The sequence below is a fragment of the Porphyromonas levii genome, from assembly GCF_018206105.1.
GTDB lineage: Bacteria > Bacteroidota > Bacteroidia > Bacteroidales > Porphyromonadaceae > Porphyromonas_A > Porphyromonas_A levii.
Window position 1 is genome coordinate 1 of sequence record NZ_JADRGN010000058.1, and the last position, 9,690, is coordinate 9,690.

Sequence of the window (9,690 nt, forward strand, 5' to 3'; positions counted from 1 at the left end):
TTACCTATTGATGATCAGGACGATAGAGACTAGTGGTGGGCGATGTGTTGCTTCACGTTTTTTAGGTACTTTTGTGATGGTCAAGCAGAACTAATGAAAACGCAACCCTCGCTTATAGGTATTTATAAGCAGTACTAGACGGATAATTACAAAAAAACATAGAGGAGATGCTGGAGAAAATCATAGGTTTTAGTCTGAGGAATAAGCCCATTGTGCTACTCTTTACGCTCATGGTAGTGGGCTTCGGGCTATATGCAATGCAGAATATTCCGGTGGGCTCTGTGCCGGATATCACCAATAACCAAGTTCAGGTGATTACCACATCTAATAATCTATCGACCCAAGAGATAGAGCAGTACATCACCGCACCGGTGGAGCTGGAGCTAGCGAACCTCCCGGGGGTGATGGAGATTCGTTCGGCCTCCAAGTTTGGGCTTTCGGTGGTCACCATTGTCTTCAAGGAAAGTATGGGCACCTACCTACCGCGTACCCTTATAGCCGAAAAGATTAAGAGCGCTTCTGCCAATATCCCGGAAGGATTTGGGACACCCGAGATGGGACCTATTACCACGGGATTAGGTGAGATCTACCAGTACACGCTCGATGTTAAGCCCGGCTACGAGGAGCGATATTCCGCTATGGATTTGCGCACGATTCAGGACTAGATAGTACGCCGACAGCTCTCAGGGATAGAGGGTGTAGTAGAGGTTAATAGCTGGGGTGGCTATCTGAAGCAATACGAAGTAGCCATCAACCCATCTAGGATGCAAGCCTTAGGCATCACTATCGTAGAGATTTACGATGCACTGGAGGCCAACAACAGCATCTCAGGTGGCGCCTATATTGAGAAGGGTGCAGAGAGCTACTTCATCCGTGGTGATGGTCAGATAAACCCAAGTTTGACCCCAAAATATACTCTAGGGGTCAAACTTGGGCTATTTCGGCGATCCAGAAGGAGGGCAACGACTACTTCGTTTACATTGTGGAGGGGGAGAAAGAGGGCAATTACACACTTGCCCGCACCCAAGTACAGGTGGGGAATATCAGTAGTGAGTACATTGAAATCGTAGGTGGCATACCTTCCGGTGCACAAGTATTGACCCAAGGTGTCGCTACCCTATAGAGTGGCTATTACTTGCACTTCATCTGCTCACCCTGCTTCTTTGCTTTGGCACTACATGCATCTCGGAGCGCACAGCCTGAGCAAGCAGGGGGTACATCCTTTGGAGGATTGAGGCTCTTCCATAGGAAGCGCACCGCCAATACGAAGACCACCACAAGTATAGCGTAAGTAATTATTGTCTGTATCATAAGAAGAGATGTCCTATCTGAGTTACAGCAAACCCTAGTATCCAAGCCAAGGTAATCGAATAGAGGGCACTAAAAAGAGCGTACTTCCAACTACCGCTTTCCCGTCCTATAGCTATCACGGTGCTAATACACGGTATATACACCAGCACAAATATCATAAAAGAGAAGGCGATTACTAGATCTATCACAGGAGAGCCGTCGGGGTATCGAGTACTCCGCAGCTTCTCAGATAGCATCACCTCCGCATCGTCCTCTCCGGTGTAGAGTACGCCCAGTGTGCTTACTACAATCTCCTTCGCCGCAACCCCTGTGAGGAGCGATACACTCATACGCCAGTCGTAGCCGAGAGGAGCGAAGATGGGCTGAATCCCATGACCAATCCGCCCTATCATCGAATACTCCTGCTGTAGCATTGCCGCCTGAGCACTACCCTCCATTGCGAGAAAGTCCTCGGCTTCGGTAGGGCTTACTTCTGCAATATGCTCTGCTACCAGCTCGTCGATCTCATGCTGGTGCAGATGATCTACGTTGGGGAAGTAGCTCAGTGCCCAGATAGCTATGGACGCCACCAAGATTACCGAACCCATCTTGTGCAGATATTGCTTGGAGCGCTCCCACATGTACAGCAATACACTCTTGATAGTGGGAATACGGTAAGGCGGTAGCTCCATCACGAAAGGCGTCTCCTCTGCCGTATTGAAATACCTCTTGAAGAGCAATGCACTCCCTACCGCTACCAGTATACCAGTAGCATAGAGCAAGAAGAGCACCGTCCCCGCACTCTTGGGGAAGAATGTCCCTACCAAGAGGAGGTATACCGGCAGCTTAGCGCTACAGCTCATAAAGGGGATAATCAGCATTGTTACCAATCGATTGTTACGGTTCTCTATCGTCCTCGTTGCCATCACAGCGGGCACGTTGCACCCAAAGCCCATCACAAGCGGGATAAAGGACTTACCATGCAGACCTATCACATGCATCACCCGATCCATAATAAAGGCTGCACGAGCCATATACCCGGTATCCTCCATGATAGCGAGGCATAGATATAGGATCACAATATTGGGGAGGAAAATCAGTACGCCGCCCACTCCAGAGATAACACCATCCACAATCAAGTCCCTCAGCATACCCGGACTCATGACATTACTCGTCCATTCTACCAATAGTCCTACGCCCTCCACAATCCACTGCATAGGGTACTCTCCAAGCCTAAACGTAAGCTGGAACATCAGGAACATCACCACCACGAAGATAGGGAGCCCCCACACCTTATGCGTAAGTAGGTGATCAATTCTGTGGTTTTGCTCTGTCAGCTTGGCATAGTCCGATTGGTAAGTCTCCTGCAAAGCACCACGCACAAATCCATACCTTCCATTGGTAATATCATGCTGAATCTCGTTGCCGGTATGCCGCTGATACTGCTCTATCTCCTGCTTTACGAGAGCGGAAAGTCGCTCCCCTCCATCCGCCAACGTGCCAAACCTCCCCTGCGTAGCCTCATCCTCCTCCAAAAGCTTAATGGCTAAGAACCTAGGTCGAAGCTCTCGCAGAGACTCTGGCAACCCCTTTCCCTCTTGATTAATTTCATCAGCCACCCTACGGATTACCTGCTCTATCTCGGTACGATACCGTACATCTATCACACGGCGTACGTGCGAACGGTTTTGAAAGATAGAGATAATATGCCCAAAGAGTTGCTGAATACCCTTGCCCATCCGTCCCACAGTTGGGCAAAGAGGCATGCCTAATAGTTCACTCAGCGCCTCTACATCCAAACGGCTGCTAGATGCCTCCATCTCATCCCACATATTAAGTGCCACAACGAGTGGTATACTGGTCTCCAAAAGCTGTGTGGTCATGTAGAGGTGACGCTCCAGATTTGTAGAGTCCACCACATTAAGGATAACATCTGGCTTATTCTCTCCCGTTAGATAATCATTGATATAACGCTCTTCAGGACTATAGCTACTAAGCGAGTAAGCACCAGGGAGGTCGATAAGCTCAAAGGTATATCCGCCCTGTTTATAGGTCGCCCGTTTCGCCTCAACGGTCACACCGCTGTAGTTTCCCACACGCTCGTGAGCGCCACTAGCGGCATTGAAAAGCGACGTCTTGCCGCTATTAGGATTCCCCACAAAGGCAACTCTAATCCGCTTGGAGTCTATAACGGTTCGCCCCTCCACACTATGCTCCATCCTCTGATGTGTATGCCTGCGCTCTCGAGCTTGCTTACTTATTGGCTCCACCTCTATATCCATCGCCTCGGAGCGTCGGAGCGTGACATCATAATTGAGGATACGATACTCCACTGGATCTCTTAGGGGAGCATTCTTTACCACGAGGATTTCCTCTCCTGGTATAAACCCCATCTCCATCAAGCGCTTCCGAAACGCCCTATTGCTATGGTGCCTACGAATAATTGCCCGCTCCCCAGTATGTAATTCGGATAGTCTCATTAATTACTCCTTGTCATATAGAACAACAAAGATACCACCCAACCCCCACCCTCCCAATACCTACATGTAGGTATTTCTGAGCTGACACATTAGAATAAACGGGTACATATCTTTGAGGAGTATATCTAGAGAAGACTAGGGCATCGCCCAAACCCATTTCTAATTGAATAAGGAGGAGTATATGGTCTCAGCAGTCGTGGATATACGGTCTGGATGGAAGTGATATTCAGATGAGGAAAGCTTACTAGGTGTGTTAACTACTGTCAGAAGCTCCTCTTGAATTTCACCATAAGTTCCCGTCCTCTTAGAGGAAGTGAGTAATAACTACCATTAAGTCCAGACTGACTAAATAGTTGGTAATGGTCGTTATTGAAAATATTATTGAGCAAGATGCTTATTCCCCAGTGTTTATTAGGCTTATAATTGACCTCTGTATCAGCAAAATGAGCATGCAGATAATGCCCTTGAGGTTGTTGGTTTGCCTTATGTTGGTAGCTCACAGAAGCATTAATCCTACTCGTAAAAGGAAATAGTAACTTTAACTCATTGGCAAATAGGTTGAGCGGCTTACTCGTCCCCAACTTGTTTTGACGCCAAAATACAGCTCCGCCAAGCATATAGTGCACCTTTATCCAACTAATCTTTGCGAAGTTAGCATCGAAGGTATAGTTGAGCATATTTGACTGGTTATCCACTAGGCTCTTATTCTGAGAAATGACAAACTTCGAGCCATTATAGCTAATATTAGTCTTCAGCGTTACCATTGCCTGAGCAAATGTCTTATCCAATGATAGGCTGGCGTATACGAAGTGCTTATTGTGGGGAACATGGATAAAAGACATAGTGGTAAGCTCCGGCGCATAAGTACAATCCATGATATAGGGTACCTTCGTCCTACTATAGTTAGCAGAGAAGTTCGCATAGAGCATCTTGAGAAGGTTTTTATATTTCAGACCGATTCCCATACTTCCCTGATGGCTTGCCTTTAGCTCCTTAGCGCCCTCATATCTCGTCCTATAACCCTTCATCGTAGGGATATTAAAGTAATACGCTTCTCTGTATGGTCGCTTATTATAAGAGCTATTCACCTCAAATGCCCACCACCTATTAATTTCATAACCCAATCGTAAACTAGGCGATAGCGCAAAGAAGCGCAATCTACTGTCCTCTATTGCCTTATCCTCAAAGACTAAAGAACTACTATTCCAGTCCAGTGGGAAAGAGACCCCAATGCGTCCAGAACCAAAGTGATAAGAATAGGATGGACTAGCCACTAACCTTAGCTCTGAGAGCCCCACACCACTATAATGCTCAAAATGGCTATAGTTATACATTGCATTAGTAGATAGAGACAGTCTGTGCTGACCCTTTCGCCATAACTGCCATGAGAGGGTATTGCTGGTAAGAAAGTCTCGATTGGCAAAGCCAAAGGCATTCGACAGCGAATTATCAATCTCTAGACGCTCTCTCCTCCATGTGTAGCGGGTGAAAGAGGAAATATCTAGCATTTTCTTCCCTATATTTAAGGTAGTCCTAAGAGAATTTTCAATATATTGATATTGATCGCTTATATTCTGCTTTTGTGCAAGAGCATTTGAGGTAATAATACCCCTCTGTAATGAGCTAGAATACTTATACTTCAGTTCGTCCACGAAGAAAGTATTCTCTTCATTGAACTCATAGGTTAGCGAAGAGACAACCTGCCGATAGTGAGTTGAGAGTTCTCTCGTCTCAGCTATCTCTAGGGGCTGTGGAGCATCTACATAGAGGGTGGTATAATCCTTTTTGCTTTGTTTATCCAAGTATCCTGTAATCTTAGCTCTTAGGCTTCCCGCGGTTCCCAGTCTGAAGAGACTATTGCCACCAAAGGTATAGGCGTTATTCTCCAGCCAACGATGTTTGGGTAAGCTCGATGCCAAAGGAGTAATGGATAAGTATGGGCTAGGTGGAAGTGTATAATTAGGGTTGCCGCCTATGCTTATCTGTTCTGCCACGTCAAGAGATAAATCCTCACCACTATTGGTCATCTTCACTACCATCAAATGCTGATTATCTTTCGCAATCTGTGTAAGGAACAATCTATTATCCCACACTAATGGTGTCCCTCCTAAACCAGCCACGAGCTCACCTATAGGGCGGAGCTTATGGCTCTCCTTCAATCTGATATTCATGGCAGCTTTCTCCTCAAGCACTTTCCCTCGGAGCACTTTCACCGGCTGGTGATTTTCAAGCACCTCCACATTCGATACGGCATCCACCGGGAGGTTTCTTGTAATCTGATTGTACTGATTGCCCAAAAGATCTTGACCCTCTATATAAAACTTATTGATAGGCTTCCCTTGGTAATGTATTACACCGCTTGGGCTTACGGATACCCCTGGAAGTTTCTTCAATAAATCGTCAAGATAATTATCCTGCGTACTGATAAAGGATGCAGCATTATAGACCAGAGTATCACCCTTTTGGCGAATAGGAGGTACCGAGACTACGATCTCCTGAAGTCGCATATTGCCGAACTGCAGCAGCACCTCTGAGACCTGCCTAGTGTCTATGAGTTGGGCCTCTATCTCTTTAGTCTCATAGCCCAGAAGGGAGAATCTAAAGAGCTTGATTTGCCGTAATTCGGAGGAGAGAGAGACTTCTCCTTCAGTATTGGTGAGCGCATTACTCACAATCTTACCATTGTTATCTACAGAGACGGAAATCACATTGGGAATTGCCCCTCCACTCTCTGCATCCCTAATGACAAACCGATATACTTCCCCATCGCTCTGAGCTGAGATCGAAAAGGGAACTGATAAGAGCAAGGTCGCTAGCAAGAAGAGCCTTTGCACCATAATCGACTATTACTCTAGTTCAATTGGATTATAGGGTTTAGGTTTGATGCTCGCCCAGTCTTCGTCCGACATAGTAATAGTCAGACCACTATTCTTTATTCCTGATGCGGGGTCGGCATAATAATTACGTATCATTTTATGCACATTTTCTCGGGTCTCATGGTCATACTCCTGATAAGTATATAGACGGTCGTAGTAATTCACAGGCTCCAGTCCCGCAATAGTAAATTCACATTGCCTTTTGGTATCATAGATAGAGAGGATAAGCCCTGGCAATCCGCCAAACTTATAAGGTCCATAGCTCAAGGGGATTTCTGGGGCATACCATGCTACATAGCCACGACCCCTAAAGTGCGTAGTCGCCATCTTACATTCTATGCCCGACACAATGGTATCTCTCTCTCCTAAAGTCCACTCTAGGTCAGCGCGATCATCAACATACTGAAAACGACTAGAAAATGGGGGTTCCTCTTGAACGATAAATTCATTGCTGTTAGGGTTATACAAAAGTATGCCATCTAAAACATTACCACTCTTCAATCCCATTGCCTTCAAGAGGAAAGAACTCTCTGGCTCGCCATTTCTCGCAGCTGCGACAACCATGGAATCCCTCCTAAAACTAGAGTAATCCATAAACTGGGTGTACCCTTTATTCCCAATCAATAAGATTGAATAGCTTTCTTTCAATAGACAGTTGCTAGAGTCGCTGCAATGATAAGTTGTATAATAAACTCGATAGGCTGCTGTGTCATAGATATTTACTTTGGCACTATCAGTGGGGTGGCTAAGATCTACTCCACCTACCACACGCACTTGTCCCATTCCATAGCCGAACGAATATCCGAGCAATAACAGAATAAAAATAATTTTTCTCACTTCCATAACATAATGAATTAAAAGCTAGAGTACACAAAGAACGTGTACTCTAGCCCAAAGTCAGCATTTTAAACATCTATACTAAGATGTAGAGTATAAGTAAAATCAAATGGTGTCAGCACTTTGTGAAGTTGGTTTGATTTCATCACACATGGCATCGTTGATTTTTTCCACACGTTTCAGAAGTTCTTCAGTGTTCTTAAAATCTTCGGAATTCACGATAACAGTCTTTCCACACGATGTCTCAATGGTTATTGGACTCGCCAAAGCAGCACCCGTTGAAAGTAAAAGTGCAGTACCAAATAAGAACAAAAACCTCTTTTTCATAGGCTTTTTTAGTAATTAGTAAAACACATTAGCAGCAGGATGTCTTCCAACTGAATTATTCGCAAGATACACAAAATATTCAAATTACACAAAGAAGTTGCGACAAAGCACACACACCACCAACCTAAAAAATATTTGTTTTAACAACAAAACAAATTAAGCAAAGGTGCAAATAAATAAGGCTTTAAATAATCAAGAGACAATAAAATCTACCATATACTAATCTCGGTAATCCCAAATCTCTTAGAAATAATTTCCAGTTGCAAAACTGCACCGTCCCAACAATCACTTTAGACAAAACACAACCAACAATAATAGTCCCCAATCTCTCGCCCTCCCAATACCTATCGCGGGTTCAGAGACAGAGAGTGAAAGCTAACGAACTTTTCTCCTATCCTATTGGGGTCACACACGCACTTATATACAATCGTAAATCAATAGAATATAACAAGTAAAGCAATCGATGAATACATACAAGCCGATGGGACACGCAATGCTAGCTGATGGCATGGTCGAGATGTAGAAACAAACCATGAATCAAAAATATTTCACCCATAATATTTGGTAGATTCGTAAATTGATAATACATTTGCGGTGTACTATTACAATAGGACACCAAACAAGCTAACATTTAATTGATATAACGCAGTAGAAGACAATAGTTATGATTGAGATTAAAGATCTGGAGTACAAATACTCCATAGCACGCTCACTATTTCAGGGAATATCTCTTAGCATAGAGTCTGGTCATATCTCAGGATTGCTAGGCAAAAATGGAGAGGGCAAGACAACACTACTCAAGCTCATCGCGGGGCAGCTCCTCAGAAAAGGAGGGACTCTTTCTGTGGCAGGCGAAGACCCTACGAAGCGTCAGGTAAGTTTCCTTTCCGACGTGTACTACCTACCCGAGACGGTCAATGTACCCAAGGGCGTAACCATACGAAAATACTTCGATGCTCTTTCGCCATTCTACCCTAATTACTCCAAGGAGATGGCCGACCAGGCGCTCGAGGCATTCAACCTCAACTATAAAATGAAGATAACCAAGCTCTCACAAGGGCAGCAAAAAAAGGCAATGATTGCCTTTGCACTATCGTTGGGCACGCGTATCTTATTGCTAGACGAGCCTACCAATGGGCTCGACATCCCATCCAAAAGTGCGCTTCGCAGGCTTCTCGCCAAGCAAATTACCGGGGACAGGTACGTGATCATCAGTACCCATCAGGTGCGTGACCTAGAGCAAATCATCGATCATGTAATTGTAATGGACAAGAATAAGATAATCCTCTCCAAGTCTATTGGCGAGATTACCGACCAGTTCACGTTCCGTCCTGTAGTTACAAGTGATACCCCAGTCTACTGTGAGCAGACCATTAGCGGCAAGATGGGTATTTTTGCCAAAGAAGAGGGCGACGAAAGCGACGCCTATTCTACGGAGCTATTCTTCAATGCTCTGATGACGAACCAAGAAGACATCCTGAAGCACCTCAATAAATAACCATCCTTATGAATGCTTTTTCGATAAAACGTGTGGGGTTGCTCCTCTATTCAGAGTTTAAAATACAAGGGAGGCAGATGCTAATAGTATTCGCCACCATAACTGCGGCGGTAGCATTTATCACTCTTATATCTGACTCGTCTCTTCAATCTGAGACACGGACGAGTAACGTACTATTCTTTTTTACCCCAATGATTCTTTATGCTTTCAGTTTCATATACTTTCTTTGGGTACACAATCTCATCCATGAAAAGAATACACTACCGTACATTTCTATCCCTGCTACAGCACTAGAGAAGTATATACAGATAATATTTTTGGGGCTTTTATTCTACGCCATGGGAATAGCCTCGGTACAGGTTAATTACTGGATAGAACTATG

General features: G+C 44.8%; 7 protein-coding genes and 1 pseudogene. 3 read left to right on the forward strand and 5 right to left on the reverse strand.

The features are described from left to right. Positions 1-167 precede the first annotated feature (167 nt). A pseudogene (locus IX315_RS09055) lies at positions 168-1,070 on the forward strand (efflux RND transporter permease subunit). Between the two features lie 61 nt (positions 1,071-1,131). Here IX315_RS09055 and IX315_RS09060 read toward each other — a convergent pair. The 5 genes from IX315_RS09060 to IX315_RS09080 all read right to left on the reverse strand — a co-directional run bounded on the left by IX315_RS09060 (position 1,132) and on the right by IX315_RS09080 (position 7,810). Then, entirely contained in the window at positions 1,132-1,311 is a 180-nt protein-coding gene (locus IX315_RS09060; RefSeq protein ID WP_211638031.1) for a hypothetical protein, read from the reverse strand. After that, positions 1,308-3,770, reverse strand: a complete 2,463-nt coding sequence (feoB, locus tag IX315_RS09065; protein ID WP_211638032.1) for a ferrous iron transport protein B — start codon at positions 3,768-3,770, stop codon at positions 1,308-1,310. Before feoB ends, IX315_RS09060 begins: the two co-directional genes overlap by 4 nt. A 263-nt stretch (positions 3,771-4,033) precedes the next feature. After that, positions 4,034-6,607, reverse strand: a complete 2,574-nt coding sequence (locus tag IX315_RS09070) for a porin family protein (protein WP_211640567.1) — start codon at positions 6,605-6,607, stop codon at positions 4,034-4,036. A 9-nt stretch (positions 6,608-6,616) separates the two neighbouring features. Beyond that, positions 6,617-7,489 carry a GLPGLI family protein gene (locus IX315_RS09075; protein ID WP_083900386.1) on the reverse strand — a complete coding sequence of 291 codons (873 nt, stop codon included), beginning with the start codon at positions 7,487-7,489 and terminating at the stop codon, positions 6,617-6,619. A 99-nt stretch (positions 7,490-7,588) separates the two neighbouring features. After that, positions 7,589-7,810 carry a hypothetical protein gene (locus IX315_RS09080; protein WP_018358541.1) on the reverse strand — a complete coding sequence of 74 codons (222 nt, stop codon included), beginning with the start codon at positions 7,808-7,810 and terminating at the stop codon, positions 7,589-7,591. 664 nt (positions 7,811-8,474) lie between these two features. Here IX315_RS09080 and IX315_RS09085 point away from each other — a divergent pair. Together IX315_RS09085 and IX315_RS09090 are read left to right on the forward strand one after the other, a co-directional pair. Then, positions 8,475-9,308: an ABC transporter ATP-binding protein gene (locus tag IX315_RS09085; RefSeq protein ID WP_018358542.1), complete on the forward strand. Its 834-nt coding sequence runs from the start codon at positions 8,475-8,477 to the stop codon at positions 9,306-9,308. Positions 9,309-9,316: 8 nt separating this feature from the next. Further along, a partial coding sequence (locus tag IX315_RS09090) for a hypothetical protein (RefSeq protein WP_211837397.1) occupies positions 9,317-9,690 on the forward strand: 374 nt, incomplete at its 3' end.